The organism is Rhodococcus sp. 852002-51564_SCH6189132-a (assembly GCF_001665495.1).
Taxonomy (GTDB): Bacteria; Actinomycetota; Actinomycetes; order Mycobacteriales; family Mycobacteriaceae; genus Rhodococcus; species Rhodococcus pyridinivorans.
This window is the reverse complement of the sequence record NZ_LZMJ01000035.1, coordinates 1-26411: the sequence shown is the minus strand read 5'-3', so window position 1 is coordinate 26411 and position 26411 is coordinate 1. Positions and strand designations below refer to the sequence as shown.

Here is a 26411-nt window from a genome sequence, read left to right as displayed (position 1 = left end):
TCGTCACATTCCCAGCTCAGAGCAGGTGGCGGAAAATGGGGACACGCGCTCGCGTGACGACGACGGATCCACCGCTGTCGGCGCCCCGACGATCCGCCCCACCGGCGGAGCGAGGGCCGAGCAATCGGCGACCAGGGAAAACACTGCGGCCGGAGCCGAGGTGGGAGGCGGTGGGGAGACGGAGATTGCGCGAGTGGGGCGCGGTGGTGGAGGGACAGAGGGGCGGAGAGGCGGACGACGCCGGGTCGGTGAAAGGTCTGCAGACGAACGACGACGGCACGACCCGTGGGTCGCGCCGTCGTCGGTACACCTGATGGTCGAGGAGGTCAGTCCTGCTCGAAACGCCTCCGGAACCGCTCTTCCATGCGGTTGGTGAAGCCACCACCCGAGGACTTCTTGCCGCCGCGGGAACTTCGACCGGACTTTCCGGAACCGGAACTACCGCCCGTCGCCCCGGGAGTCGACGGCCGACGACCGCCGAGGAGCAACAAGACTCCGGCGGCGAACATCACGAGGAACCCGAGCAGACTGATGATCGGGAAGCCGCCCGGCTTGAGCGGCAGGGCAACGCCGGCGATCAGCAGCGTCAGGCCCAACACGAACAAAGCGCCGGCCTGTAGCCGCCGCCGGTTCGACGCCATCCCCAACCGGCTGCCACGCACGGTCGAGGCGAACTTGGGATCCTCAGCATAGAGCGCGCTCTCGATCTGATCGAGCATGCGCTGCTCGTGCTCGGAGAGTGGCACGGTACCTCCCCCGGCACTAAACGGTGGCCACCGGATCCGTGGGGCGAATCCGGTGGGGGGCCGTCCGTACGGCCGCCTGAGTCAATAATACGAGCAGATGTCGCTGTGGACCACAAACTCCACACGTGAGTTCGATCCCGTCGTCGGCGAAGGCCCTCGTGAAGGGGCGAAAGTCACCCACCGACACCGACCTCCGGCTCTGCTTCGGCGTCGAGATAGCCCTCCACATCGTGCAGGAAGTGGCCCACCTCGTCGTAGAAGGCACCGGATTCGTCGGCTCCCACCGCCTGCGCGACCCCCGCCTCGACCGCGGTGCGGGTGGCGGAGCGATCGGCGAAGTAGTCGGCCCAGACGGCGAAGGACTCGTCGGCGCGCGCCATGAGTGCCCATGCGTTGCGCGTCGCGGGTCGGCGGGGCCGGATCCCGGAGCGCAGCTCCGCGGCCGCGACCACCGCACCGGCACCGCGCAGCGCCGCCAGGTAGGCGAGGCGGAACCGCTCGCCCGGATCGCCGGCACCGGCGGCACCGGAAAGCAGATCGTCGGCCTTGCGCAGCAGCGTCGCCGCGCGCGCCGAGGTGGCATGGTCGATGCATGCGGACGGCCCGAGCGTGGGAGACGTTCGGCGCGGGCCTCGACTCGCGACCTGACCGTTGGCCATGTTCACGCACCTCCTCGGCGTGGTCTCACCACTCGTTACAACGAGCGGTATCCGGTGGCATTCCCGCCGAAACGCCGAGGAACGGAGATCACTGTCCTCGAGTGAGGCCCGACACGGACGCCGAGCGGGAGACCCCAGGGTGATCCGGGGATGTTCGCTTCCCTCGAACATCCCCGGATCACCGATGTCGAACATGCGTTCGACGTATTCAATATAGCTGGACCCACCGACAACCCGTCAAGAGAAAGCGGCCACGTCATCCCGAACGATCAGCGAGACCCGAGCACCTCCGACGCACCGCGAGCCACCCGAACGAGTCACGCATGACCACCGATCCCTGCCAGGACGCCCCGATCCTCACCGAGCTCTCCCCCGCGGACTTCCGTGCGCACCTGCCCTCGCTGCTGACCGTCTACGTCGCGGCGATGCGATATCCCCGAGGCACGGAGTACCACCGCGCGCCGATGTGGTCCGAGCATTCGGCCCGCGCGGGTTGGCAGGCGTTCGCCGCGAGCCTCCCCGAGGATCCGGACACCGTCGTCGGGATCGCGTACGGCTACCGGGGCGACACCCGCCAGTGGTGGCACCAGCAGGTGCGCGCCGGCATGCGCCATTCCGGACGGTCCCCCGAGGAGATCGATCGCGTTCTCTCCGACTACTTCGAGCTCACCGAACTGCACGTCCGACCCGACATGCAGGGACGCCGCATCGGTGAACTGCTCCTGTCGGCGCTGCTGCGGGAACGCACGGAAGCGGCCGTACTGCTGTCGACACCCGAGGTGCCGGGCGAGGACAACCGGGCGTGGCGGCTGTACCGTCGGTTCGGATTCCAGGACGTCGTCCGCCGGTTCGTCTTCACCGGCGACGCCCGCCCGTTCGCGGTCCTCGGCAGGAGCCTGCCCCTCGAGCCGGACCTCGTTCCGCACCACCATCACACGATCGGCGATCCGGACGGAAGCGGTACCCCATGAACGCCACACTCGACGTCGTCGTCGTCGGCTCGGGCCACAACGCCCTGGTCTCCGCGTGTTATCTCGCCCGCGACGGATGGTCGGTGGAGGTTCTCGAACGCGACACCGTGCCGGGCGGCGCCGTCTCCACCGTCGAACGTTTCCCCGGATATGCCGTCGACCGCGGCTCCTCGGCGCACATCATGGTGCGCCACTCCGGGATCGTCGAGGAACTCGATCTCGCCGCCCACGGCCTGCGCTACATCGACTGCGACCCGTGGGCGTACGCGCCGCCCCCGGCGGACTCCGACCGTCCCGGCATCGTCTTCCACCGCGATCTCGACCGGACCTGCGCCTCCGTCGAGGCCGCCTGCGGACGCCGCGAGGCCGACGCGTACCGCCGCTTCGTGCAGGACTGGGGCCCGCGCAGCGCGGCGGTGATGACGTCGTTCACCCGTCCCCCGACCGGCCGGCACCTGCTGTCCTCGTTCTGGGGACTCGACGCGGGTGAGGGTGGCAGCGCCCTGTCCCGCCGGTTCCTCACCACCGGCGACAGCCTGCTCGACGAGTACTTCGACGACGAACCCCTCAAGGCGGCCCTCGCCTGGTTCGGCGCGCAGTCCGGCCCGCCCATGTCCGAACCCGGCACCGCGGCGATGGTGGGCTTCGCCGCCCTCATGCACACCCTTCCCCCGGGTCGCGCGATCGGCGGAAGCGGTGCGCTCACCCAGGCCCTGCTGTCGCGGCTGCGGTCCGATGGCGGCACGGTGACCTGCGGCGACGCCGCCACCGAGATCCGCCGGACCGGCGATCTGTGGACCGTGCGCACCGAATCGGGACGCTCGGTGCAAGCCCGCAGGGTCGTCGCCGGATGCCACGTGCTGACCACGCTGGATCTGCTCGACCGCGGCGGATACGACCGCGACCGGCTCGAGGGCTGGCGTCGCAGCATGCGGGTCGGTCCGGGCATCGGCATGGTCCTGCGCCTCGGCACCGACTCGCTGCCCCGCTACCGCGGCTGCGACGAGCCCGAATCGACGACCTCCGGTCTGCAACTGCTCGTCGACGACCGCGCCCACCTGCGCGCCGCGCACGGTGCCGCGATGGCGGGAGACCTGCCCCCGCGACCCACCGTCCTCGCGATGAGCTTCTCCGCCCTCGACCCGACGATCGCACCCGACGGCAAGCACCAGATCACGCTGTGGTCCCAGTGGCATCCGTACGCGCTGCGCGGCGGACGTCGCTGGGCGGACATCGCCGGCGCCGAGACCGACCGCGTCCTCGCCGAGATGGAGACGCGCTCTCCCGGCTTCACCGCGAGCGTGGAGCACTGCCACGTGCAGACCCCCGCGGACATCGAGAGCGAACTCGGCCTGCTCGGCGGGAACGTCATGCACGTGGAGATGTCGCTGGACCAGATGTTCCTGTGGCGTCCGCTGCCGGAGCTGTCCGGCTACCGGGTGCCCGACGCGCCCGGCCTCTATCTCACCGGCGCCTCGACCCATCCCGGTGGTGGAGTCTCCGGTGCGAGCGGCCGCAACGCCGCCCGGGTCGCCCTCGCCGACGCCAAGGGCAGTCTCGTGGACCGCGTGAAGGGCTGGGTGTCGCGGTGACCGACACCCGCGTCCCCGCACCGCCCCGACCGGCCCGGTGGCGGACGGTCCTTCCGATCGTCCCGGCCGTCGCCGCGGTCCTCGCCCAGATCGCCTATCCCCTCACCGAGGGCGGCGCCCGGGACGCCGCGACCGTCGCGGTCGTCACGCTGCTCACCGCCGCCTGCCTCGTCCACGCCGCGTTGAACCGCGGCATCACCTTCGCCGTCGTCCTGTTCGTCAGCTCGGCGGGCATCGGGTATCTGTCCGAGGTGGTCGGCACGATGACCGGCTATCCCTACGGCTGCTACAGCTACGTCACCGACAGGCTCGGGCCGGCCGCACTCGACGTCCCGCTGGTGGTGCCGCTGGCGTGGTCGGCGGGCCTGTACCCCGTCTGGTGCGTGGCCTCCCGCCTCGTCCGCAACGGTCCCGGCAGGGTCGCGGCGGTCACCATCGGCATGCTGGGCTGGGATCTCTATCTCGACCCCCAGATGGTGGCGGACGGGCACTGGTCGTGGTGCAACGCCGGCGGCCTGCCCGGGATCGAGCACATCCCGCTCACCAACTACGCGGGCTGGCTCCTCGTCGCCGCGATCATGGCGACCGTGCTCGTGCTCGTCGACTCCCGCTCGGACCGTGCCGACGCGCCCCGGCGCGACGCCGTGCCGATTGCGCTGTTCCTGTGGACGTGGCTCGGTTCGGCCCTCGCCCACAGCGCCTTCCTCGACGCTCCCGAACTCGGCTACTCCGCGGTCTACGGGCTGGTCGTCATGGGGGTACTGGGTCTTCCCCTGCTGGTCTCACTCGTCCGGTCGTGGCGCGCAAGCGTGTCCGGTTCCGGGCGGGACGAGGCACGACTCGCCGCGAGCGACCCGAAGAACCGACGAGGATGACCGTGCCTGGCACCATGTTCTCCGTGCAGTCGTCCATCCTGTCCGTCCGCCGTCGTGTCGTCGCGGTCGTGGGGCTCGTGCTCCTCGGCCTCCCGCTCCTCACCGGCTGCCTGCGCGTGCAGGCGACGATGGGGATCTCCTCCGACGACCGTGTGTCGGGGCAGATCGTCGCCGCGACCATCCCCGCCGACGAGAACGATCCCGGCCCCGAACTCACCGCTCCCTCGGCCCTGGCCGGGAAGGTGCGGGTGCAGGAGTACTCGCAGGACGGCTACGTCGGGAGCCAGGTCTTCTTCAACGACCTCACCTTCGGCGACGTCCAGCAGCTCGCCACGATGTCCGATCAGAGCGCCGGCATGTTCCAGCTCAACCTGCAGCGCTCGGGCGATCTGGTGGCACTGAACGGACGTGTGGATCTCGAGTCCGCTCCCACCCAGGGCACCGACGTGCAGTTCACCATCGCGTTCCCCGCCCGGGTGGCGACCACCAACGGCACCCGCGAGTCGGATTCGGTCGTGACCTGGAAGATTCCGGCCGGCGAGGTGAGCACCCTCCGCGCGGAGGTGCGCTACGCCGATCCCAACACGCGCGGTTTCGCGGGCTGGGCCGGAATCATGGCCGGCGGCGCCTTCGGTGTCACGCTGATCATCGCCGGCGCGGCCTGGTTCACCCGCAATCCCGCGCCGCAGTGGTCGTCGGCGAACGGGACGCGGTCCTGACCCGCCTTCCGCGCGACCCGTCCCCCGGTCTCACGCGACTCGTCGCCGGTGGCGCTCTCGTCGCCTCCTACGGCGCGGCCGTTGCCGTCGCGAACCGGGTCTCGCTCCCTCGTCTCGTGCCGGGACCGGTGGTCGACGAGCAGGTCACCGTCGTCGTCCCCGCCCGCGACGAGGCGCCCCGCATCGCCGCGATCGTGTCCGACCTGCGGGCACAGACAGGACTGCACGCCCTGCGCGTGGTGATCCTCGACGACGACTCGTCCGACGGCACCGCCGACCTGGCCACGGCCGCGGCCGAGGGCGACGAGCGCATCACCGTCGTCCGATCGACACAGCCACCGCCCGAAGGATGGACCGGGAAGGCGGCCGCGTGCGCCGCAGCCGTCGCCCACGCCGGATCGACTACCGACAGCGGCATCGTCGTGTTCGTCGACGCGGACGTCCGGCTCGCACCCGACGCGCTCGCCGCCGCCGTCGCTCTGCTGCGCCACCAGGACGCCGCGCTCGTCTCACCGTTCCCGTACCAGCTCACCGGATCGGCGCTCGAACGGCTCGTGCAGCCCCTGCTGTTCTGGTCGTGGTTCTCGTTGCTCCCCGTCGCGGTCTCGCACCGCACCCACCGGCCGTCGATGGCGGTCGCGTGCGGACAGTTCCTCGTCTTCGACGCGCGCGCCTACGCGGCGATCTGCGGGCACGCCGCGGTCGCGGCGAGTCCCACGGAGGATCTGGATCTGGCCCGGACACTGCGTCGCGCCGGACTGCCTACGACGGTCGCGGCCGCGGGCGGACTGGCGTCGTGCCGGATGTACGACGGAGCCCGCCCGCTGATCGGCGGTTACACCCGCTGGTTGTGGTCGGCGTTCGGATCCCCGGTCGGGGCGGCCGCGGTGGTCGCGCTGTATCTCCTCGCCTACTTCGTGCCCCCGGCCGCGGCGCTTCTCGGCGGGGGACGGACGCGACGCTGGGGCGTGGCCGGTGCCACCGCGGGCGTGACGTCACGCCTTCTCGCGCGCGTCACCGAGCGGGGAGGACGCCGACACCCGGACGCTTCGGACCGTCCCGTCGACGATCTGCTGGACGCCGCGGCGCACCCGGCATCGGTCCTGGCGGCCGGTGCGCTCACGGCGTCGTCGATCCGGGCACGGCGCAGCGGACGCGCGGCGTGGAAGGCCCGCGTCCTGCCCTGACCCCGAACCGGCGCGGGCCGGATGTCAGGCCGGCTGCACCGCGGCGGGAGCTTCGAGTTCGTAGCCGAGGCGGTCGAGCACCTCGCCGGTCGCGCGGGCGAAGTTGAGCGTGATGAAGTGCAGGCACGGCGCACCCTCGGAGATCAGCCGCTCGCACATCTCCGTCGCCACCTCGATGCCCACCTCGCGCACCGCGGCGCGGTTCTCCTCCGGACCGTCGCCTGCCGCGCGCCGCAGCCGCTCCTCGAGAACGGGCGGCAGATGCGAACCCGACAGTTCGAGGCTGCGCCGCGCCGAGCGCAGCGACGTGATGGGCATGATCTCGGGGATGATCGGCTTGAGCCCCTGCTCGGCGTCGCAGGCCACGACCCGGTCGCGCAGCCTCAGGTAGTGCTCGACGTCGAAGAACATCTGGGTGATCGAGTACTCGGCACCCGCACGGAGCTTCTGCACGAGATAGCGGGTGTCGTGATCGAGGTCCGGGGACCGGTGGTGTCCTTCGGGGAACGACGCGACGCCCACGTGGAAGTCGCCGAGCTCGCGCACCAGACGCACGAGCTCGTCGGCGTATTCGAGACCTTCGGGGTGCTTTTCCCACTCGCCGAGCGGGTTGCCCGGCGGGTCACCGCGCAGCGCGAGGATGTTGGTGATGCCGCGGTCGGCGTAGGCGCCGACCATCGCGCGCAGTTCGTCGATGCTGTGCCCGACGGCCGTGAGGTGCGCGACCGGCAGGAGGGTGGTCTCCTCGGCGAGGCGTCCGGTGACTCGGACCGTACGGTCGCGGGTGGAGCCCCCGGCGCCGTAGGTCATCGATACGAAGGCCGGGCCGAGACGTTCGAACGTCCGCACGGCGCGCCACAGTCGTCCCTCGGCCTCGGCGTCGCGAGGCGGGGAGAACTCGACGGAGAACGGAATGCGGCCCGAACGCGCGGACCCGAGACGGTCCACGATCGACGGGGTCCGAGAAATCCCGCCGTCCTCGGTTGCCCTGACGAAGTCGCTTGTCACCGGTCCAGCATAGGTGGCGCCCCCGGGGCGGTCGCTACCGGCGACGACCCGACTGTGCGGATAGGCTGGTCGCGGCACCTCCGGCTCACCCGCCTCCGAGGTGCCGTCACCCATCGACCTGGAGGTTTCGTCCTGTCTACCGGCGCCGTTCACCTGTCTGCCGAGCAGCTCCCCCATCGGGTGGAGGACTCCCTCCGGCAGTTCTTCACCTCACGCTCCGACCTGGTCGACTCGGTGGGCAATGGATACCGGCAGGCCGTCGACACGCTCGAGGCATTCGTGCTGCGCGGCGGCAAGCGGGTGCGTCCGCGTTTCGCCTGGACGGGCTGGCTCGGCGCCGGTGGTGACCCGACCGGGCCGGACGCCGAGGCCGTCCTGCAGGCGTGCTCCGCGCTCGAGCTCGTGCAGGCCGCGGCGCTCGTCCACGACGACATCATCGATGCCTCCACCACGCGCCGCGGATTCCCCACCGTGCACGTCGAGTTCACCGAGCAGCACCGGAAGGCCGGCTGGCACGGCAGGCCGGAGCAGTTCGGCGAGTCGGTCGCGATCCTGCTCGGCGACCTCGCCCTGGTCTGGGCCGACGACATGCTGCACTCGGCGGGGCTCGACCCCGCGACCGTCGCGCGCGTGGTCCCGGCCTGGACCGCGATGCGCACCGAAGTGCTCGGCGGGCAGTACCTCGACATCGCCAACGAAGTGGCGGCGGACGAATCGGTGGAGGCCGCTACGCGGGTCAACCGGTTCAAGACCGCGGCGTACACGATCGAACGCCCCCTGCACATCGGCGCTGCCCTCGCCGGCGCCGACGACGACCTCATCGCCGCATACCGCCGCTTCGGCACCGACATCGGCCTGGCGTTCCAGCTGCGCGACGACCTGCTCGGTGTCTTCGGCGACCCCGAGGTCACCGGCAAGCCTTCGGGCGACGACCTGCGCTCGGGCAAGAGGACCGTCCTGTACGCGCTGGCGCTGGAGACGGCCGATGCCTCCGATCCGGCCGCGGCCGAGCTGCTGCGCACCTCGATCGGGACCGATCTGTCCGACGCGCAGGTCGAGCACCTCCGCTCGCTGCTCGTCGATCTCGGCGCGGTCGCCCGAATCGAGGACCGCATCTCGGAACTGACCGACAGCGCGTTCGAGGCGCTCGAGGCGTCCGGCGCCACCGAGGAGGGCAAGGCCCTTCTGCGCGAGTCGGCGGTCGCGGCGACGCGACGGGTGGCGTGAGGGCGGTGCGGACCGTTCCCGGCGCCGACCGGGTCGTCGTGGTCGGTGCCGGTCTCGCCGGTCTGTCGGCGGCACTGTACCTGCGCGGCGCCGGTAAGGACGTCACGGTGCTCGAACGCGCCGACGACGTCGGCGGCCGGGTCGGCAGCTATCACGGCCCGGGCTACGAGATCGACAACGGCGCCACCGTGCTGACGATGCCCGAGTTGATCGACGACGCGCTCGCCGCGGTGGGCACCGACCGCAACTCCGTCCGGCCGGCCCTGCGCACCCGGCGACTGTCCCCCGCCTATCACGCGCGGTTCGCCGACGGCACCTCGATCGACGTGCACTCCGACCCCGACGCCATGGTCGCGGAGATCTCACGGGTGTGCGGTCCCGACGAGGCACGCCGCTATCTGGGGTTGCGCGCGTGGCTCGCCGACATCTTCGACGCCGAGTTCGACCGCTTCATGGACGCGAGTTTCGACTCGCCGCTCGACCTGGTCTCGTCCCCGGCGGCGCTGCGCGATCTGGCGCGTCTGCTCCGACTGGGCGGGTTCGGCAGGCTCGGCGCGCAGGTGAACCGCAGGGTCACCGACCCGCGCCTGCGCCGCGTCTTCACCTTCCAGGCGCTGTACGCGGGGGTCGCTCCGGCACGGGCCCTCGCCGTCTACGGGGCCATCGCCCACATGGACACGTCGCTGGGCGTGTACGCGGTGGACGGCGGCATGCGGTCGGTCGCCCGCGCGATGGCCGCGGCGTTCGTCGAGGCCGGCGGACGGCTCGAACTCGGCCGGGAGGTGACCTCGCTCGACCTCTCCGCCGGTCGGGTCGACGGTGTCCGCACCCGCGACGGACAGCGCTTCCCGTGCGACGCGGCCGTCCTGACCCCCGACACCCCGGTGGTCGACGGATTGCTGCCGCGCCGACGGTGCCGCCGCACGCTGGCCGCGCCGTCGGCCGTCGTGCTGCACGGGTCGGTCCCCACCGGGGTGACCCGTGGCTGGGCGGCGCAACACCACCACGTGATCGATTTCGGCGGGGAGTGGGACCGCACCTTCGCGGAGATCACCCGCAGCCGCGGACGCGGCCGGCCGATGTCGGACCCCTCGCTGCTCATCACGCGACCGGCACTGTCCGATCCCGGCCTGCGATTCACCCGTGAGGGCGTCGAGCACGAACCGTTGTCGGTGCTGGCGCCATGCCCGAACCTCGACAGCGCTCCGCTCGCCTGGGCCGAGCTCGCGGTGCCCTATCGCAACGAACTGCTCGACGTCCTCGACCGCCGCGGATACGGCGGCATCACGGACGGTTTCCGCGTCGACCACATCGACACGCCGGCCACCTGGCACGCTCGTGGCATGCAGGCGGGCAGCCCGTTCTCGAGCGCTCACGTCTTCCGGCAGACGGGACCGTTCCGGCGCCGCAACCTCGATCCGGCCGTTCCCGGCGTGGTGCTCGCGGGGTCGGCGACGGTGCCGGGCGTCGGTGTCCCCACCGTGCTGTTGTCCGGAAGGCTCGCCGCCGAACGGCTCGGTGTTCCGCGAAGGCGGTGACACCGGGCGCACCACGCTCCGCGTCTCCACTAAACTGTCCTCGTTCGCCAGCTATCTGCGCGCCGCGCATCCACACGTCCACGGGGGAGGAACCGTACCGATGTCGTCCCCTGCCTCGCCCGACGCCGAGCCGCAGACCTCGCCCGCGCCGGAGGGGACGGCCGCACCGAAGGGTGAGCGTCCGAAGCACGCATTCCTGAGGAGTCCCGCCGGCCATGCCGCGCTGCTCGGCGCCTGGGGCGCGGTACTCATGACCTTCGGCAGTTTCGGATCGGGCAGTGTCCGGCGGATCGACCCGCTGCTCGAGGACATCTATCTGTCGTGGCTGCGGTTCGGCCACGGCCAGTTGCTCTCGCGGATCATCCTGTGGGTCGGTGTGCTCCTCATGATCGCAGCGTGGGTGCGCGTCGGCCGGGCGACCCTCGCCGGCCACGTCACGGTGCGCGATCTGTGGACGGTGCTGCCCGCGTGGACCGCTCCCCTGCTGGTCGCGACACCGATGTTCAGCCGCGACGCCTACTCCTACCTCGCGCAGGGCGCACTGCTGCGCGACGGTTTCGACCCGTACGAGGTGGGCCCGGTCGTCAATCCGGGCGTCCTGCTCGACAACGTCAGCAATGTGTGGACAACGACGACCACGCCCTACGGGCCCGTCCACCTGCTGCTCGGTGCGGGCATCACGTCCATCACCGACGACAACGTGGTGACGGGCACCTGGCTGTGGCGCCTGACCATGCTTCCCGGCCTGGCACTCATGGCGTGGGCCGTGCCGAAACTCGCCCGTCGCATGGGCGGAAATCCCGCGATTGCCCTGTGGCTCGCAGTGCTGAACCCGCTCGTACTGATCCACCTCGTCGGCGGTGTGCACAACGAGCTGCTGATGGTCGGTCTCATGATCGCCGGCATCGTGTTCGTGCTCGAGGGCCGGCACCTCGGCGGCATCGCCCTGGTCTCCCTCGGCGCCGCGATCAAGGCCACCGCAGGATTGGCACTGCCCTTCCTGGTGTGGGTGTGGATGATCCACGAACGCGATCGTGCGCTTGCCGAGGGACGCGAACCGGCAGCGCCCGTGCGCCTGTTCGCCAAGGCCGTCGGCCTGGGACTGGGGGTCTTCGCCGCGGTCTTCGGTGGCACCTCGTTGCTCGCCGGTGTCGGCATCGGCTGGCTCACCGCCCTGTCCGGCTCGTCGAAGATCATCAACTGGCTGTCGCTGCCGACGATGATGGCGCACGCCGTCACCTGGGTCACTCCGTGGCGGCTCGGATCGGTCCTCGACATCACACGCATGCTCTGCGCGATCGCGCTGGTGGTGATCCTCGTGTGGGCGTGGTGGCGCTTCCGCCGCACCGAGCGCGACGCGATCTTCGGGATCGTCGTGGCGCTGACTGCGGTGACCCTGCTGTCGCCCGCCGCGCTGCCCTGGTACTACTCCTGGCCGCTCGCCGTCGCCGCCGCCTTCGCGATGTCGCCCCGGGTGCTCATGGTGCTCGTCGCACTGTCGACATGGCTGATGTTGATCTTCAACCCCGACGGGTCGATCGGGATGTACAACATCGCGCACGTCGCGCTCGCGGTGTTCGCCTCGATCGTCGCGGCCCGTTCGCTGGTCACCTACGACCCGCTGCGCCTGCGGTTACGACCTCGACCGGCATCACCCGCCGGCGCTGCCCTGGACGACCGTGCCTGAGCGCCCCACGGGGATCGCGGCCGACGATCTCACCCGGGCCTACGCCTACTGCGCCGAGCTCACCGCCGAACACGGACGCACCTACAACCTCGCGACCCGGCTGCTGCCCGCCTCGCGACGACACGCCGTGCACGCGCTCTACGGCTTCGCCCGACACGTCGACGACATCGTCGACGTCACCGCCGTGGACGACCCGGAGGCCGCGATCCGTGGTGTCGACGACGCGCACAGCCGTCTGCACGCCGCACTCGCGGGCGCTCCCGGCCCGCTCGACCACACCGGTCTCGTGGTCCGCGCGCTTGCCGACACGATCGGGCAGTACCGCATCCCGATCGACTATTTCGAGGCGTTCATCCGATCCATGCGCATGGACGTGCCCGGCACGCCCGAGTTCCGGCCCCGCTACGGGACCATGGAGGAACTGCGCGAGTACATGTACGGCTCGGCGGCGGTGATCGGTCTCGAACTGCTGCCGATCCTCGACGTCGACGATCCGGCCGCCCCGCCCGCCGCAGCCGCGCTCGGGGCGGCGTTCCAGCTCACCAACTTCATCCGCGACGTGGGCGAGGACCTCGAACGCGGACGTCTCTACATCCCGCTCGAACTGTGGTCGGCCTTCGGGGTCGACATCGACCTGCTGCAGGAATGCCGGCGCACCGACGCGATGGACCCGAGGGTCCGGCGGGCACTCGCCCACGCGGTCGCGCTGACCCGCGCCGAATATCGCAAAGCCGAACCCGGGCTGGAGGTACTCCCCGACCGGATCCGGCCGGGTATCCGCGCAGCCTTCACGCTCTACGGGCGGATTCTCGACGAGGTCGAACGCAGCGGGTTCCGGGTGCTCGACCGGCGCGCGACGGTTCCGCGCCGCACGCGCGCCGCGGTCATGATCACCGAGTACGTCGCCGGCTCACTGCTCCGGAAGCGGTAACGACGCCCCGGAGACTCAGAAGGCGAGCGCCTGCGCCCGCCGCACGACCTCGCGCGCGGACTGCGTGTGCATCGCGGCCACAGGGCATCCGCCGGGAAGAGAATCGTCCTCGGCGAAGAGCCACCGCAGGATCTCGTCGTCCTCGTAACCGCCGTCGTGCAGCACCGCGATCACGCCCGGAAGACCCTTGAGAACGTTTCCTTCCTCGTCGAGAAAGGCCTCGGGCAGGACCGGCACGCGGTCGCGCTTGAACGCCAGCAGCTGCCGGTCGCGCACCATCTGGTGTACGCGGGAGGTGGCGACGCCGAGGCTCTTGGCCACGTCGACGAGCTGCACCACGGGCACGGAGCGGTCGAGAACGTCGTCGCAGTAAGGAATTGCACTCACCCCACCACGTTATCGCTGCGGCCGCGCAGGCAGCTACGCGGCTACCGTCCACGGGAGCTGGCTACGATCGACGGGGACGAAATCGCTCCGCACACGCGGAGCCGGAGCTTCGTCACGTCGATACCTCGAAGGCCCGGGTACCGGCGTCCCACCATCACGCACGAGACACGGGGGTACACCGGGTGACCGCTGGAGGCGACCGACTGGTCGGCGTCGTGCTCGACCGGCGTTATCGCATCGAATCGCAGATCGCGCGGGGCGGCATGTCGACCGTCTACCGCGGCACCGACATGCGTCTCGACCGTCCCGTCGCCGTGAAGATCATGGATCCGCAGTTCGCGGCCGATCCCCAATTCCTGGCACGGTTCGAGTTCGAGGCCAGATCCGTCGCGCGATTGACGCATCCCGGGCTCGTCGCGGTCTACGACCAGGGCCAGGACGGCGATCACGTCTTCCTCGTGATGGAGCTCGTCGAGGGCGGCACCCTGCGCGAGCTGCTGCGCGAACGCGGGCCGATGCCGCCGCACGCCGCGGCCGCCGTGGCCGCACCGGTCCTCGGAGCCCTGGCCGTCGCCCACCGGGCGGGTCTCGTGCACCGCGACATCAAGCCCGAGAACATCCTCATCTCCGGCAACGGTGAGGTGAAGATCGCCGACTTCGGGCTCGTCCGGGCGGTCGCCGCCGCGACCACCACCTCGCGCAGCGTGATCCTCGGCACCGCGGCGTACCTGTCTCCGGAGCAGGTGACCGTCGGCAGCGCCGACGCGCGTAGCGACGTCTACTCCGCCGGTGTGCTCGTGTACGAGATGCTCACCGGCCGCACTCCCTTCACCGGCGACACGTCCCTGTCGGTGGCATACCAGCGCGTGGAGAAGGACGTGCCGGATCCGAGTTCGGCCATCGACGGGGTTCCTCCCGAACTGGACGCCTTCGTCCGCCGGGCCACCGAACGCGAACCGACGGAACGCTACGCCGACGCGCAGGTGATGGCCGTCGCGCTCGGCGAGATATGCGACACGCTCGATCTCCCCCGCTACCGGGTTCCGGCTCCGAGACGATCCGCGGTGCGGACGCCACCCGTGGTGGATCCCGATGCCGCGGCACCGACCCGCACCATCGACGGCGCCGCTTCCGGGCCTGCCGATCCTGCTCCGCCGACGACGGTGCTTACCGGCTCGGCCGCGAACTCGCATGCTCCGACGACCGTGCAGACCGCCGTGCCGGCCACGCCCGGCCCGAATGCACCGGCCACGCCCGGCCCGAATGCACCGGCCACGCGCCCGCACCCGACCCGGGTCGCGACCCGCACCCATCCGCGTCCCGATACCGAACCGGTGGCGCCCCGGCCCGACTACGCCGTCCACCGCCGCCGTCAGCGCCGGTCCGCCGCCGGTTGGATCGCCGCGATCATCGTGCTCGCGTTGTTCATGGGGATCGCCGGGTGGTGGCTCGGCGCCGGCCGGCTCAGCGACGTCCCGACCGTGCTGGGACTCGACAAGGCGGCGGCCGTGTCCGCGATCGAGACGGCCGGATTGTCCAGCGAGATCCGGGGCGAATACTCCGACGACGTTCCCGTCGACACCGTCCTCGGCACCGACCCCACCGCGGGCTCACGCGTGCCCGACGGCGACACGATCGCGTTGCTCGTGTCGCTCGGCAGACCGACCGTCCCGTCCATTCCCGGCGCCGGTGAGAGATCCGTCGTCGAGGACGAACTGCGGAGCCGCACCTTCGAACCGGTCGAGGGCGGTACCGCGTTCAGCACCACGGTGCCCGAGGGCGGAGTGGCCGCGCTCGACCCCGCGCCCGGCACCGTCCTGCCCGTGGGGTCCGAGGTCGCGCTTGTGATCAGCAAGGGATCGCCGCCCGTGACCCTGCCCGATCTGACCGGGCGCCCCGTCGACGAGGCGCGTCGCATCCTCGACGAGGCAGGCCTGACCGTCGGGGACATCCGTGAGGTCTTCGACGCCGATGTCGACGAGGGGCGGGTCATCGGCACCGACCCGGAGGAGGGCGAAGACGTCAGCGCCGGCGGAACCGTCACCCTCCTTGTATCCAATGCAGTGAAGGTGCCGTCGATGTTGGGACGCTCGGTGGGCTCGGCCCGCGACGAACTCACCCGCCTCGGATTCGAGGTCGAGGTGCGGCAACTCGGCGACTCCGACCGCTCGGTCGTGATCGGCCAGAATCCCGGGGCGGGGCGGAGAGCAGAACAGGGCAGCACGGTCACGCTGACCGCACTGCCCTGATCCGACCGCCTGTCCCCTACCCGCGGAGCATCTCCGCTGTGATCAACCGCGGAGCATCTCCACTGCGATCAACCGCGGAGCATCTCCGCTGCGATCAACCGCGGAGCATCTCCGCTGCGATCAACCGCGGAGCATCTCCGCGACCAGGAACGCGAGTTCGATCGACTGCTGCGTGTTCAGCCGCGGATCGCACGCCGTCTCGTAGCGACCGTGCAGGTCGAGATCGGAGATGTCCTGGGCACCGCCGAGGCACTCGGTGACGTCCTCACCGGTGAGCTCGACGTGGATGCCACCCGGATGCGTGCCCAGCGCGCGATGCACCTCGAAGAAGCCCTGCACCTCGTCGACGATGCGGTCGAAGTGACGGGTCTTGTAGCCGGTGGACGCCTCGTGGGTGTTGCCGTGCATCGGGTCGCACTGCCAGATCACCTTGTGACCGGAGGCCTCGACGCGCTCGATGATGCCGGGCAGCAGATCGCGGACCTTCGAGTGACCCATCCGGGAGATCAGGGTCAGTCGGCCCGGCGTGTTGTGCGGATCCAGGCGCTCGACGTACTCGACGGCCATCTCCGGGGTGGTCGACGGACCGATCTTCAGACCGATCGGGTTCGACAGCAGTTCCGCGAACGCGATGTGCGCGCCGTCGAGCTGGCGGGTGCGATCACCGATCCACAGGAAGTGGGCCGACAGGTCGTACAGACGCGGCTTGTCGCCCGAGTTGTCGAGGCGCAGCATCGCGCGCTCGTAGTCGAGGACGAGAGCCTCGTGGCTGGCATAGATCGTCGCCGCGCGCAGATTCGGGTCGATGACACCGCAAGCGTCCATGAATCGCAGACCACGATCGATCTCGGAGGCGAGCGCCTCGTAGCGGGCACCGGCGGGCGAGGCCGAGACGAAGGCCCGGTTCCAGTCGTGCACGCGGTGCAGGTCGGCCTCACCGGCGGCGGTGACGGCACGCACGAGGTTCATCGCGGCGCTCGCGTTCGCGTAGGCGCGCACGAGGCGCGACGGATCGTGCCTGCGCACCTCGGCATCGGCGACCAGCGAGTTGACCATGTCGCCGCGGTAGGACGGCAGACCGAGCGCGTCGGTGTCGGACGAACGCGGCTTGGCGTACTGGCCGGCGATCCGCGCGACCTTCACGACCGGCGTCGACGCACCGTAGGTCAGCACCACCGCCATCTGCAGCAGCGTGCGGATGTTGCCCTTGATGTGCGGCTCGGTGTTGTCCGCGAACGTCTCGGCGCAGTCGCCACCCTGGAGGAGGAAGGCCTCACCCCGAGCGACGGCGGCGAGCTGGTTCTGCAGCTCCTCGACCTCGCGGGGCACGGTGATGGGAGGCACGCTCTCGAGCACGGTGCGCATCGCCGCGGCCTGTTCCTCGGGCCAGCTGGGCTGCTGCAGCGCCGGCTTTGCAAGCGCCGCGTCGAGGTTGGCACGCAGCTCCTCGGGCAACGGGGGAAGTTCGGGCAAGCGGTCGATCGGCACGTCGACAGTCCAGTTCACCCGTCCAGGATATGGCGTGACGGCCGGAAGCGGCGCAGCACCCCGTTACCCGCGTCACCGCGACCGGCGAGCAACCTCGATCGCTTCGAACTTTGCGAGGTTGTGGCGGGCGTCGGCGAGGGCGTCGTGGTTGTCGTCCGGCGCCGGGGGCAGGGGCGGTGAGCCCGAGTCCTCCCAATACTGCCGGAGCTCGCGGGTGAAGCGGGGCAGGACGTCCGGGAGTTCGGGCATGGTGCCCCACAGCTGGACGAGCACGACGTGGTCGTAGGCTCCGATCCACGCCCACAGTTCGGGCCGGATGCCCGGTCGTGGCACGAGGAACTTCAGCAAGTCGTCGCGGATCCTCGATCGCGACTTCCAGGCGGGGTGCGCCGGGGGCGGGAGCTTCGGGAGGACGTTGCGGCGCACCCAGGCTCCGGCCCGGGTCGGGTCGAACTCGGTCGACACCGCGTAGAACTCGCGGCCGTCCTCGCAGGCGACACCGATCGAGACGAGTTCGATCGTGCGTCCGTCCTCGATGAACTCGCAGTCGTAGAAGTAGCGCACCTGCTCACCCGGCGCGCGTGTCGGGAACGCGGTCCGCGACGGGACCGTCCTGCGGCGGGGTCGCGGCACTGCCGTTCATCGACGCGCCCGTGTCCCCGACCCCCGACTCGTCCGCCGAGCCCTTGTTCTTGAGGGAGGCGGCGTAGATGTCGACGTACTCCTGGCCCGACAGCTGCATGAGCGAGTACATGACCTCGTCGGTGACGGTGCGCTCCACGAACCTGTTTCCGCCCATGCCCTCGAACCGGGAGAAGTCGATGGGCTCACCGATCCGGACGGTGATCTTCGCCGGTCGCCACATCTTCGACCCGATGGGGTTCATCCGGTCGGTGCCGATCATGGCGACGGGGATCACGGGGACGCCGGTCTCCAGCGCCAGTCGCGCGAGGCCGGTCTTGCCCTTGTAGAGGCGTCCGTCGGGTGAGCGGGTGCCCTCGGGATAGATGCCGAGCAGCTTGCCCTGGCCGAGCACCCGGACCCCGGCGTTGAGCGCATCCTGCGCGGCGTCGGCGCCGGTGCGGTCGATGGGGACCTGCCCGACGGACGAGAAGAACCAGCGCTGGAAGGCGCCCTTGAGTCCGGTGCCGGTGAAGTACTCACTCTTCGCGAGGAAGGTGATGCGCCGACGTACGAGGAGGGGAAGGTAGAACGAGTCGAGGACGGCCCGGTGGTTACTGGCCAGGATCGCCGGTCCGTGCGCCGGAATGTTCTCGCCGCCTTCGAACTTCGGACGTCCTATGAGCCACAGCAGCGGCCCCAGGAGGGCGTACTTGAACAGCCAGTACCACATGGCATCCTTCCCGAATCCGATCATCCCCCACACGGATCGGTGCAGCACCGCCCGCCGGTCGACTCTACGACGACGCGACTGCCCCTCGCACATCGCCCCAGTGCTCGACCCCACCCTTTCAACGTCGACGTGACGATAATCTCACCTCCGGCGAATCTCACCTCCAGTGGAATTCGACTACAGCGGCGGTCGTGAGGTTTCGATCGCGGATCGGGCGAGATCGGCGGCACCGATGAGCCCGGCGGCGTCGCCGAGCTGCGCGACCCGGACGCGCGCGAGAGGACGATGGCCGGCGCCGGTGGTCACGGCCGCGTAGTGCTCGCGCGCGGCGTCGAGGAACAGTGGCGCGGAACCGGAGACTCCTCCCCCGATGACGACGAGCTCGGGGTCGTAGACGTCGGCGACGAGCGCCAGTCCGAGCGCGAGCCTGCGGGCGAAATCGTCGAAGGCCGCGAGAGCGACGGGGTCGCCGTCGTGGGCCGCACCGGCGACCCGCCGGCCGGTGAGCGATCCGGGATCCGAGGCGATCTCGCCCGCGAGAACGGACCGCCCGGGTTCGGCCGCGAGCATCTCGACGGTCGTGTCCACGAGACCCGTTCCGCTGCAATACCTCTCCCAACATCCCTGCTTGCCGCACGGGCAGGGCCGCCCGTCGGGCACGACCTGCAGGTGACCGAGTTCGGGCGCCACACCGTAGGCACCGCGATAGATCCTGCCGTCGAGCAGCAGGGCCGCGCCGATGCCCGTTCCGAGCGCAACCATCACCGCGATCGTGCTGCCCGCGGCGGCGCCGAAGCGGTACTCGGCCCAGGCCGCGGCATTGGCGTCGTGTTCGAGGACGACCGGCAACCCGAAGCGTTCGGTGAGCGTCTCGGCGAGCGGCGTATCGCGCCACGGCAGATGCGGTGCGAACCGCACGGTGGTGCGGTCCTCGGTGAGGAAACCCGCGACCCCCAGCCCGACCGCGCCGATGTCGTTGCGCTCACGCAGATGCTCGACGAGCCGGTGCAGCGCGTTCTCGAGGGCGACCGCGGAGGACGGCGTCTGCGTGCGCACACTGTCGACGACGTCGCCGTTACGGTCGACGGCCGCCGCGCGGATGCTCGTGCCCCCGATGTCGATCCCGACCGTGAGCCCGGGGTCGTGCGTGTTCACGTGCGGAGGTTGACGGAGATCGGCTCGAAGGCCGGACGATCCCGCGTCGGCGGATCGGGGGTCGGCTCGGGCGGGACGCCACCGGTCGAGGGCAGGAACTGCGCGAGGAACTTCCGCAGCAACGCGATCAACGCCGCCAGTTTCGACGCCAGCCTGCTGACCAGTTCGTGGTTCTCGCCGCGAACCAGGGCTGCGGCGGCACAGAACGGGCACCACGCGCACCCGTTCGGGGTGGTCGCGGCCTCGGCGTCACCCGGCGCCGTCGAACCGGTCGCGGTATCGGGGGCGGTATGAGCCGACGCGTCGCCGGTCGCCGCGACGAACTGCTGCACCGTGCCCTCGACGCGGTCGAGCACGGCGTCGGCGAGCAACAACAACTCGGAGATCAGGGCTTCGTGGTCGTCCCTCACAGCGGCCACACCGCCGGATCCGGTACGAATCGCACCACCAGATCGGTTCCGTCGAACTCGGCATCGGAGACGGTGCACCGCCGCAGCCCCGAGGCGAGTCGCACCCGGCGTCGCATGCCGTCGGCGCCGACGACGAGGTCGTCGCCGATCCGTCCGAGTGTCAGGGACGCGGGATCGGCGAGCGGCAGGTACATGCGCATCGCGTACACCGACTCCACCCCCGTTCCCGATTCTTGCTGCACCCGGACCGGCTCGTCGGTCTCCGACGAGGGAACGAGTGCATCGCGGCGGAGCGCCGTGGCGAGCTCCTCCAGAGCTGCCAACCCTACCGGCTCCGCAGCACGGCGCTCGCACACGATCACGGGAACGTCGGTGACGGCCGCCCCGATCTCGGCGACGATCGCCTCGTGCGCGGCCCGTTGATCGGCCAGCAGCCGTGCAGCCGCACCCGAACCGCCCACCGCGGGGACGACGCCGTTGACGACGACCGCGTCGACGCGAATGCCGGACAGGGCGAGCCACGATCGCACCCGTGCGAGCTCGGCACGACCGGCGCGGTCGGGCGTCGCCACGATCACCGCGGCGCTGCGTCCGCGATCGTCGAGCAGGTCGCGTACCGCGGTGATCCCCGACAGCAACCGATCGAACAGCGCGACGAAGACACCCGCGCGGGGGTCCGGACCGGTGGCCGCCGCGACCCGGCTGTGCTGAGGCCAGATCCGTTCCAGCGAATCGGAGACCGTGCGCGGCGCGGTGAGGGTGCGCAGGGCGTCGGCGGAGGCCGGGGCGTCGACGACGACGAGAGCCCACCGTCCGCTGTCCGCGAGTCGCGCGACCTCGGCGAGCACGACCAGTTCCTCGACGCCGGGAAGCCCGGTCAGTTCGTCGGGCTCGGGCAGGTCGAACTGGTCTGCGTGCTCGTGCGTCCCGGCGAGCGCCGCCATCGAGGCGAGGACCGCGTAGCGCGTGCGGAGCAGCTGCAGCGAGTCGATCTCGACCATGCCGAGGTTGTCCTCGACGGTGCGGATGTCCGTCGCGCCGGCGTCCCGGTTCGTGGCCGGAGGCAGGTCGAGCACGTCGCCGAGGGAGTGCGCCCGGTCGATGGACACGACGAGCACGGGTTCTCCCGCACGGGCGGTCGCGAGCGCCTCGGCCGCGGCAAGGGTCGTCTTCCCGGCGCCGCCCTTTCCGAGGAACCATCGCACGCGGGCCGGGGCGTGCCGGACGTTCAGCCCTCCACCTGCTTCTTGAGTTCCTTCAGCGCGGTGTCGGTGATGACCTTCTCCGCCTTGCGCTTGAACAGACCGATCATCGGGATCGTGAGATCCACGGTGAGCTGGTAGTCGACGACCGTGGTGCCGCCGGGGGCCTCGGTCAGCACGTACGAGCCGGACTGGGCCTTCTGGATCTCACCGCTCTCGAGCTCCCAGCTCACGGCACGGTTGTCGGACGCCCACTTGTACCGCAGGACGTAGGTGTCCTTCACGATGCCGGCGTCGAGGACGAAGCGCACGCGTTCGGCGCGGCCGTCGGGACGATGTTCCACGACCTCCACGGTCTTCGCCGCCGACACCCACGTCGGATAGGCATCGAAATCTGCGATGACCTCCATGACACGCTCGGCCGGCGCGTCGATGGTGATCGACCTCTTCGTCTTCTCGGCCATGTGGTGACGGCTCCCTTTCTCGGTCCCTCGGGTGTGCACCGATCAGTCCCGCCCCGAGGGTCTATCACACACCGTGGGAACAACGGTATCGGGACGACGCTCCTTCGGTGGCTTCAGTGTCGCGGCGGTTCACCTGCCGGACGACCGGCCTCGAGACGCTGCTTGACCTCGAAGGTCATCACCTTCCCTTGGACCCGGCGCGTACGGTTCATTCCCGCGAGGTCGAGACCCGCCACCCGCTCGGGCGCGACACCGGCCGGCTCGCAGTGCAGGAAGTAGTGGATCACCGCGCCGTCGAGAACCGGCTCGATCCACACCTCCATCGTTCCGTCGAGCGGACCCGACACCGTCCACCGGATGCCCTTCTCGGCTCGGTCCTCCCGCACGGTCAGTACGAGATCGGGCCACCATGCACGCCACCGATCGAGGGCCGCGACCTCCTCGGCGATGCGCTCCGGAGGCGCCGCTACGAAGGTCTGGTCCGCCACCTGAATGCTGCTCACGCAGAACAGCTTCACATATCGCGTCGGTGACCCGTCCGGTCACCCCGCCGACGGCGTCACCGTCTCGTTCGGGGGCGCCGAGGCGTCGAGATAACCGCGCAATCTTGCGCCCAGGACGTCCCATCTCCAATCGCTGGAGACCCACTCTCGACCGGCCGCGCCCATCGCGGCGGCACGATCGGGATCGGCGAGGACACCGGACACCGCGGTCGCGACGGCTGTGACGGAGGTGCCGTCGACGACGTAGCCGGTGCGACCGTCGCGCACCGTTTCCGGGGCACCACCCGACCGGCCTGCCACGACGGGCACCCCGGTCGCGGACGCCTCGAGGTACACGATGCCCAGGCCCTCGACGTCGAGACCGCCGCCGCGGGTCCGGCACGGCATCGCGAACACGTCAGCGATGGTGTGGTGCGCGGCGAGCTCGGCCGACGGCACGGTGCCGGTGAATACGACGTGCTCCTCGACATCCGTGCGGCGCGCGAGCTCCCGCAGGCGCGACTCGTACGGTCCGCCGCCGACGATGACGAGGACGGCACCGTCGATCCGCTTCCGGATCGCGGGCAGCGCGCGGATGAGCACGTCCTGTCCCTTGCGCGGCACCAGGCGCGACAGACACAGCACGGTGGGCCGGTCGCCGAGACCGTAACGTGCCCGCAGTTCGGCGCGGGCCGCCGGATCGGGCCGGAAGACGTCGGTGTCCACCCCGGACGGCAGGTGTTCGAGACCCGCTTCGGGGCCGAATGCCGAGGCGAACCGCCCCCTCGTATAACGACTGACGTAGGTGACGGTGTCGGTGTGCTCGCCGATCTGCCGCAGCGCCTGCCGGGCGGCGGGAAGCATCGACCATCCCACCTCGTGGCCGTGGGTGCTGGCGACGATGCGATGAGCGCCGGCGCGGCGCAGCACGGGCGCCAGCAGCGCCAACGGTGCAGCCGCTCCGAACCAGACGGTGTCGCAGTCGTGTTCGGTGAGCAGCCGCGTGGCCCGTCGCGCGACGTCGGGTGTCGGCAGCATCAGTGTCGTGGGATGACGGACGACCTCGAAGGGGACTCGTGCGTCGAACTTCACATGGCTGTCGCCGCGCCACCGCGGCGCGTAGACGACCAGGTCGTCGGACGGCAGCTGGTTCGCGAAGGCGTGCAGATAGGACTGGATGCCCCCCGGTCGGGGCGGGAAATCGTTCGTCACCAGCAGGGTCCGCGACATGGGACCACCGTAGAAGCAGCGCGACGGGAAGGCGCCGACGGGTCCCGAGCTCCGGACGGTGCCGATGGGCCCGGCCCGGACCGTCCCGGTCAGCGGATGTCGCGGATGCGCTCTCCGAGCCAGCGACCCCAACCGCCCACGAAGCCGGCGGTGTCGACGCCGAGCAGGTCTGTGAGCACGTCGTCGAGGTGTTCGTCGGTGACGGGACCCGCGGCGAGGGCGCGGTAGAGGGAGACGAGCGTGTCGTGTCCGAACTGGTCCGCGGTGTACGCGGCGATCGACCAGGAGCTCTCGTAGGCGAGCGTCGACCGGTCGCCGATGAAGTCGCCGTCGGCGGGCAGCGACGTCGGTGCACCCGACGCCCGTACCTGCCGGGTCAGCGTCGGCGCGATCCGCTGCACGTCGACCGGCCCGGTGGCGAGGCCCTCCGCGGCCGTGCGGTGGCCGACGTAGTCGGCGAAGCCCTCGAGGACCCACATCGGGGAGCCGTCCACGGTGCCGGCGCGTGCGGCGACGTGCACCGTCTCGTGCGCGAGCACGATCCGGCGGGAGGTGTCGTCCAGCCGGTCGCTCGCGGCCGGGTTGAAGACGATGCGCTGCCCGGTGGCGATCCCGCGCTCGTGGTCGACATCGTCGGAGACCGCGACGGCCGCGATGTCGTCGCCGTCGTGTCGTGGCCCGACGAGGTGCGAGAACTCTTCGTGTGAGGACGTCACGACCACCAGTGCGCGTCGCGGCCAGGAATCGCCCCAAAGGTCGTCGACAGCCTCGACCACCGACGGCAGGTCGCCTGCCAGGCCGTCGACGAAGGCGGCGTTGTCCGGGTGTCCGATCACGAGCGAGCGACCACCCTCGGTCTGCGCGGTCGCGAGGTGGAGGCTGCCGTGGTCCCAGGGCCCTCGCCAGGTGACGGTCTGCGCCCCGGCGAGATCGGGTGCGTCGTCGGCGATCCGCCAGCCCTGCGGCCGGTGGACGAACAGCACGGTCACCGGTCGCCGGGTGGGTATGTCGTCGATTCCGTCCACGGCGTACCGCAGGTGGACGCGGTGCGCCCGTACCTCGTCGGCCGCGAACCGGGCGATCGTCTCGGGCGGCAGGGGCAGCGCGGGTTCGGAGGCGAGTTCGTAGCCGAGATCGGCGAGGGGAACGGCGGAGATCGCCGCGATCCGCCCCCGTTCGGCGTCGAGGAGTTCCGGAGACGCGTCGTCGATCAACTCCGCGAGGGACCCGTCGTCGCCGGTCCGGACGGCGTGCGCCCAGTCGTCGAGCACGACCTGCAGTTCGGCCCGTACCCGGCTGTCGGCGTCGTCGGTGTCCACCGGGTCGACGGCCAGCAGCAGTCCTGCCGTGACCAGCGCGACCACGAGTCCGGCCAGGCCGAGACGTTCCCACTTGCGGGTACCGGCGGTGAAGGACGATCGCGCGGGCACCGCGTCAGTCTAGGTCGGTGTCCGAGGGTGGTCCCGTACGCCCTCGCCCACCGGCTGCGATCCCGCCTCTACCCGGTCAGTACCGCCGGGCGCTGTGGAACGGGAAGCGATCGATCGACTGCACCTTCACCGGCACACCGAAGGTCGACGCGTGCACCATGTTGCCATCGCCGACGTACATGCCGACGTGGGAGGCGTCGTCGTAGAAGATCACGAGGTCGCCGGGCTGCAGATTGTCGCGGGAGACGGGGATGCCGCCCTGCGCCTGGGCCTGACTCGACCGGGGCAGTGATTTGCCGACCTGGTTGTACGCCCACACCATGAGTCCCGAGCAGTCGAACTGGTCGGGGCCGGTCGCGCCCCACACGTACGGCGAGCCGATCCGCGACAGGGCGGCGCGGAGCGCGGCGCCGTTGCTGCCGGGGACGAGGTGCTGCAGGATCTTCTCGGCGTCGAGGCCCGGAGGGAAGGGAGTGCCGGCGAGTTCGGCCTTCTCCGCGTCGCTCAGCGCCTCGAAGGCGTTCAGGACCCCTTCGATCTGCTCCTCGAGTTCGGCCTGTCGCCGCTGGAGTTCGTCGCGGAGGGTCTGGGCCTGCTCGGCGGCGGCACGCGCCTCGTCGGCGGCATGCTGCGCGGCGACGGCCGCCTCGGCCGCAGCGGCGGTGGCCGCCCGGAAGCCCTCGACCTCACGCGAGGTCTGCTCGCCCAGGACGTCGAGCAGGACCATCTGGTCGAGCATTTGCTGGGGCGAGTCGCTCACCATGACGGCGAACAGCCGGTTGGTGCGCGCACCGCGGTAGTTGGCCCGCGCGAGCTTGTCGACGGTGGGCTTGAAGCGGGCGATCTCGGCGCGAGCGGCGCCGAGCGCGTCGTCGGCCTGGCCGGCACGCACCTCGGCCTCGTGCTGCGCAGCGACCTTCGCTTCGAGATCCGCCCCGGCGGCGTGCAACGCCTCGGTGGCCTGTTCGCTGCGACGCGACAGATCCGCGAGGTGCTCGAGGCGTGCTGCCGGGCTCTCCCCTGCGGGTTGCGCCGTCGCCGGCGCCAGGGTGAAACCGAGGACCATCATCACGAGGGCTACGACGAGCGCCGGACGGCCGGTCCGTCGCCTGTCCTGCACTCGTACGAGGTGCTTCGTCCTGTCGGAAACCACGTGGGCTCGCATCCTTTCCCAAAGGTCTCGATCAGGTTACGGAATTGCATAGGTTTGTGTCTACCTGCGAGTAGCCCTCCCACGCAGCGGCCGTTTGTGCAAGCAGTTCCTGCATCGGAAAGGACGTGCAGACACACGAGGAGGGTGGGGGCGGGGGGGTACCGGCCCCCCCCCCTCGGGGCGTGCGTCGGCGCTGGAGGGGGGGGGGGGAGCCCCCGCCGCGGCCCCCGGGGCCCCCCCCGCACCAACCCCGGGGGGCGCCCCCAG

25 protein-coding genes are annotated in these 26411 nt (G+C 70.7%); 10 read left to right on the top strand and 15 right to left on the bottom strand.

Annotation, left to right across the window (positions count from 1 at the left end; genetic code table 11):
- Window positions 1-326: 326 nt before the first annotated feature.
- Window positions 327-746: a DUF3040 domain-containing protein gene (locus A5767_RS07225; protein WP_024101274.1), complete on the bottom strand. Its 420-nt coding sequence runs from the start codon at window positions 744-746 to the stop codon at window positions 327-329.
- A 173-nt stretch (window positions 747-919) separates the two neighbouring features.
- Window positions 920-1405, bottom strand: a complete 486-nt coding sequence (locus A5767_RS07220; RefSeq protein ID WP_006554150.1) for an SAV_6107 family HEPN domain-containing protein — start codon at window positions 1403-1405, stop codon at window positions 920-922.
- Between the two features lie 323 nt (window positions 1406-1728).
- Between A5767_RS07220 and A5767_RS07215 the strand changes: the two genes are divergently transcribed.
- From A5767_RS07215 to A5767_RS07195, 5 genes are read left to right on the top strand one after another with little or no spacing between them, the layout of a single operon-like run.
- A complete protein-coding gene (locus A5767_RS07215; protein ID WP_024101276.1) occupies window positions 1729-2376 on the top strand; it encodes a GNAT family N-acetyltransferase in 648 nt (215 codons plus the stop codon).
- On the top strand, window positions 2373-3968 hold the full coding sequence (locus A5767_RS07210) for a phytoene desaturase family protein (RefSeq protein ID WP_064852004.1): 1596 nt from the start codon (window positions 2373-2375) through the stop codon (window positions 3966-3968). Before A5767_RS07215 ends, A5767_RS07210 begins: the two co-directional genes overlap by 4 nt.
- Window positions 3965-4843, top strand: coding sequence for a carotenoid biosynthesis protein (locus A5767_RS07205; RefSeq protein ID WP_064852003.1), 879 nt, complete (start codon window positions 3965-3967; stop codon window positions 4841-4843). The genes A5767_RS07210 and A5767_RS07205 overlap by 4 nt, the downstream gene beginning before the upstream one ends.
- The gene (locus A5767_RS07200) at window positions 4840-5562 is read left to right on the top strand and encodes an LppM family (lipo)protein (protein WP_006554154.1); all 723 of its coding nucleotides are present in this window, start codon (window positions 4840-4842) and stop codon (window positions 5560-5562) included. The genes A5767_RS07205 and A5767_RS07200 overlap by 4 nt, the downstream gene beginning before the upstream one ends.
- Window positions 5532-6749 (top strand): glycosyltransferase, encoded by a 1218-nt coding sequence (locus A5767_RS07195; RefSeq protein ID WP_064852002.1) that lies wholly within the window; start codon window positions 5532-5534, stop codon window positions 6747-6749. The genes A5767_RS07200 and A5767_RS07195 overlap by 31 nt, the downstream gene beginning before the upstream one ends.
- Window positions 6750-6773: 24 nt before the next feature.
- Here A5767_RS07195 and metF read toward each other — a convergent pair whose 3' ends face one another.
- Window positions 6774-7718 (bottom strand): methylenetetrahydrofolate reductase [NAD(P)H], encoded by a 945-nt coding sequence (metF, locus tag A5767_RS07190; RefSeq protein WP_170318569.1) that lies wholly within the window; start codon window positions 7716-7718, stop codon window positions 6774-6776.
- Between the two features lie 219 nt (window positions 7719-7937).
- On the opposite strand from metF, the gene A5767_RS07185 reads away from it, so the two are divergent.
- The 4 genes from A5767_RS07185 to A5767_RS07170 all read left to right on the top strand — a co-directional run bounded on the left by A5767_RS07185 (window position 7938) and on the right by A5767_RS07170 (window position 13140).
- Window positions 7938-8984 carry a polyprenyl synthetase family protein gene (locus tag A5767_RS07185; RefSeq protein WP_006554157.1) on the top strand — a complete coding sequence of 349 codons (1047 nt, stop codon included), beginning with the start codon at window positions 7938-7940 and terminating at the stop codon, window positions 8982-8984.
- Between the two features lie 5 nt (window positions 8985-8989).
- Complete coding sequence (gene crtI / locus A5767_RS07180) at window positions 8990-10522, top strand: phytoene desaturase family protein (protein WP_064852001.1); 1533 nt, start codon at window positions 8990-8992, stop codon at window positions 10520-10522.
- A 100-nt stretch (window positions 10523-10622) separates the two neighbouring features.
- The gene (locus tag A5767_RS07175; RefSeq protein WP_019289764.1) at window positions 10623-12209 is read left to right on the top strand and encodes an alpha-(1->6)-mannopyranosyltransferase A; all 1587 of its coding nucleotides are present in this window, start codon (window positions 10623-10625) and stop codon (window positions 12207-12209) included.
- Window positions 12202-13140 carry a phytoene/squalene synthase family protein gene (locus A5767_RS07170; protein WP_082937624.1) on the top strand — a complete coding sequence of 313 codons (939 nt, stop codon included), beginning with the start codon at window positions 12202-12204 and terminating at the stop codon, window positions 13138-13140. The genes A5767_RS07175 and A5767_RS07170 overlap by 8 nt, the downstream gene beginning before the upstream one ends.
- A gap of 15 nt (window positions 13141-13155) precedes the next feature.
- On the opposite strand, the gene A5767_RS07165 is transcribed toward A5767_RS07170, so the two are convergent.
- A complete protein-coding gene (locus tag A5767_RS07165; protein WP_037216837.1) occupies window positions 13156-13527 on the bottom strand; it encodes an Rv2175c family DNA-binding protein in 372 nt (123 codons plus the stop codon).
- A 182-nt stretch (window positions 13528-13709) separates the two neighbouring features.
- Here A5767_RS07165 and pknB point away from each other — a divergent pair, with 182 nt between their 5' ends.
- Entirely contained in the window at window positions 13710-15776 is a 2067-nt protein-coding gene (pknB, locus tag A5767_RS07160; protein ID WP_064852000.1) for a Stk1 family PASTA domain-containing Ser/Thr kinase, read from the top strand.
- A gap of 120 nt (window positions 15777-15896) precedes the next feature.
- Here the strand turns inward: pknB and A5767_RS07155 are convergent, their stop codons facing one another.
- The 11 genes from A5767_RS07155 to A5767_RS07105 form a co-directional block, all read right to left on the bottom strand.
- On the bottom strand, window positions 15897-17282 hold the full coding sequence (locus tag A5767_RS07155) for a class II 3-deoxy-7-phosphoheptulonate synthase (RefSeq protein WP_006554163.1): 1386 nt from the start codon (window positions 17280-17282) through the stop codon (window positions 15897-15899).
- Window positions 17283-17336: 54 nt separating this feature from the next.
- Window positions 17337-17828, bottom strand: a complete 492-nt coding sequence (locus A5767_RS07150) for a polyadenylate-specific 3'-exoribonuclease AS (protein WP_006554164.1) — start codon at window positions 17826-17828, stop codon at window positions 17337-17339.
- A gap of 4 nt (window positions 17829-17832) precedes the next feature.
- Window positions 17833-18618 carry a lysophospholipid acyltransferase family protein gene (locus A5767_RS07145; protein WP_064852019.1) on the bottom strand — a complete coding sequence of 262 codons (786 nt, stop codon included), beginning with the start codon at window positions 18616-18618 and terminating at the stop codon, window positions 17833-17835.
- A 177-nt stretch (window positions 18619-18795) separates the two neighbouring features.
- Complete coding sequence (locus tag A5767_RS07140) at window positions 18796-19773, bottom strand: ROK family glucokinase (protein WP_006554166.1); 978 nt, start codon at window positions 19771-19773, stop codon at window positions 18796-18798.
- Window positions 19770-20192, bottom strand: coding sequence for a hypothetical protein (locus A5767_RS07135; RefSeq protein WP_064851999.1), 423 nt, complete (start codon window positions 20190-20192; stop codon window positions 19770-19772). The genes A5767_RS07140 and A5767_RS07135 overlap by 4 nt, the downstream gene beginning before the upstream one ends.
- A complete protein-coding gene (locus tag A5767_RS07130; protein ID WP_064851998.1) occupies window positions 20180-21388 on the bottom strand; it encodes an ArsA family ATPase in 1209 nt (402 codons plus the stop codon). The genes A5767_RS07135 and A5767_RS07130 overlap by 13 nt, the downstream gene beginning before the upstream one ends.
- Before the next feature lie 23 nt (window positions 21389-21411).
- Window positions 21412-21849, bottom strand: coding sequence for an SRPBCC family protein (locus A5767_RS07125; protein WP_006554169.1), 438 nt, complete (start codon window positions 21847-21849; stop codon window positions 21412-21414).
- A 113-nt stretch (window positions 21850-21962) separates the two neighbouring features.
- Entirely contained in the window at window positions 21963-22352 is a 390-nt protein-coding gene (locus A5767_RS07120) for a hypothetical protein (RefSeq protein ID WP_024101289.1), read from the bottom strand.
- A 39-nt stretch (window positions 22353-22391) separates the two neighbouring features.
- Window positions 22392-23561 (bottom strand): glycosyltransferase family 4 protein, encoded by a 1170-nt coding sequence (locus A5767_RS07115; protein WP_064851997.1) that lies wholly within the window; start codon window positions 23559-23561, stop codon window positions 22392-22394.
- An 89-nt stretch (window positions 23562-23650) separates the two neighbouring features.
- Window positions 23651-24991, bottom strand: coding sequence for a hypothetical protein (locus A5767_RS07110; RefSeq protein WP_064851996.1), 1341 nt, complete (start codon window positions 24989-24991; stop codon window positions 23651-23653).
- 76 nt (window positions 24992-25067) lie between these two features.
- Window positions 25068-26111 carry a C40 family peptidase gene (locus A5767_RS07105; RefSeq protein WP_006554173.1) on the bottom strand — a complete coding sequence of 348 codons (1044 nt, stop codon included), beginning with the start codon at window positions 26109-26111 and terminating at the stop codon, window positions 25068-25070.
- Between the last annotated feature and the right edge of the window lie 300 nt (window positions 26112-26411).